The organism is Vibrio sp. 1159, from assembly GCF_033340395.1.
Classification (GTDB): Bacteria; Pseudomonadota; Gammaproteobacteria; order Enterobacterales; family Vibrionaceae; genus Vibrio; species Vibrio alginolyticus.
In genome coordinates this window covers 1-1,785 of the sequence record NZ_JAWOWL010000083.1, presented here as the reverse complement: position 1 = coordinate 1,785, position 1,785 = coordinate 1, and the positions used below count along the sequence as shown (strand labels likewise).

Here is a 1,785-nt window from a genome sequence, read left to right as displayed (position 1 = left end):
TGAAGCTTCGCCGAGTTTGTTCGCGAATGGCCTCTGTCCTTCACAAGGATAGTAATCTATCTCGCGGTATTATCAATGTGAATCCCAATAGGATTTATTAATTGATTCAGAGAATTACTATCAATGAAGTAAAGGGTAGAGCGCAGCACGATAGCTGCACTCTTTTAGCATCAATGTTGGATAGACCGGACTACTTCGCTAATTCTTCCATGTTGATGCCTTTTTTCTTCGCGATGTATTTTGGAATCAGAGACATACCAAACAGCACAAGACCCGCAACCGCAAACTTCACTAGCAACATCACAGACACGCCGTTTGTCGCAATATCACCCGCCATGTAGGCGAAGATGAATGCGCCTGGTGCCATTGTTAGTAGAGAAACCAGTGCGTAAGTGCCTAGGTTTAGGCTGGTTAGACCGTAAGCGTAGTTCTGTAGGCTGAATGGGAATACAGGCACAAGACGAGTCAGAATCAAGAAGCTGGTGCCGTTTGCTGCTACACCGTCATCGATTTTCTTGAAGATTGGGTTGTCGCCAAACTTCTTCATGATGGTATTACGCAGTAGGAAGCGCGCCACGATGAATGCCGCCACCGCGCCAAGCGTTGCAGAAAACAGCGCCAATACGCCACCTTTGATAGGACCAAATACGATACCTGCCACAATGGTGAACGCGCTGCCCGGTAGTAGGAAAACACACGCAAACACGAATGCTGCTACGAATACGGCGTAACCCCATACCCCAAAGCTTGCGATCCAATCTTGTAGGCTCTTGATGTCAGTGATGATTTCAAGAATACCAGTTTGTTTTGCCGCGAACAGAGCAATAGCTACAACAGCGACGATAAGAGCGATTTTTACGAATTTCATAAGTTCAACTTCACTTAAACCTAATAATTAAAAAGATATAGCTACACAGACATCCACTTGACCAGACCCGCTTTTGATTTGTAGCGGTTGAACCAAGCTTTCACAGGGCTAGCGAGTACGTTGACTGGCGGTTCATCGCCTTGCATGATCACAGGGCCGAACATCAGATCCAGAATGTGCCAAGATTTCGTACCAACACCCATCATGGATGCACGACAAGCTGAGCAGTAAACCACAACGTAGTCTGTCTCGAACTCTTCAACACGGCGCTTGATTACGCGTGTTGCCACGTCTGGGTTTGCAGGTACAACCATGCCGCCGAAACCACAACAGCGCGTGTTTTCACGTGTGTGTTCTGGTTCAGAGGTTTTGTAGCCAAGCTCGTTTAAGATCCAGCGAATGCCGTCTTGCAGTTCTTTCTCGTAGCGAGTCGAACAAGAATCATGAATGGTAAACACCACGTCACTGTTTTTTGCTTTGCCGCGTAGCGCTTCTGGCAAACCGATTTCTGGAAGCAGTTTCCATAATGAAACCGGCTTTTGTGTGCCGCCAGACTTCTTGATCATGCCGTAGCAGCTTTGGCACGCCACGATGACTTCTTGTGCATCTAGCTTGTCGAAGTCTGCTTGAAGCTGGCCGTAGCGTTCTTTGAATTTCTCTGTTTGGCCGATAGCCGCGGTAGGTTTGCCACAGCATTTCTGTACTGCGCCCATTTCTGGGAATACTTCTTTTAGGTAGCTCGCAATGGCCGCTACGCCTTCTGGTGAATAGGATGGCAAACTGCATCCTGGCATAAATACTTTATTACTCATTTTGTCGATACCGCTCGTTTTGCCATAGTGAAGATTTTTGAGAAGCCCAGTTTCTGGTGCATATTGATCGCTTTATGACCCGGCATTGGTGATTCACCATTGTTT

At 47.1% G+C, this 1,785-nt stretch carries 2 protein-coding genes; both read right to left on the bottom strand.

What is annotated here, in order from left to right; genetic code table 11:
* Positions 1–190: 190 nt before the first annotated feature.
* Positions 191–868 (bottom strand): TVP38/TMEM64 family protein, encoded by a 678-nt coding sequence (locus tag R7127_RS26010; RefSeq protein ID WP_005495647.1) that lies wholly within the window; start codon positions 866–868, stop codon positions 191–193.
* 41 nt (positions 869–909) lie between these two features.
* Positions 910–1,680 (bottom strand): (Fe-S)-binding protein, encoded by a 771-nt coding sequence (locus tag R7127_RS26005; protein ID WP_318148660.1) that lies wholly within the window; start codon positions 1,678–1,680, stop codon positions 910–912.
* Positions 1,681–1,785 lie beyond the last annotated feature (105 nt).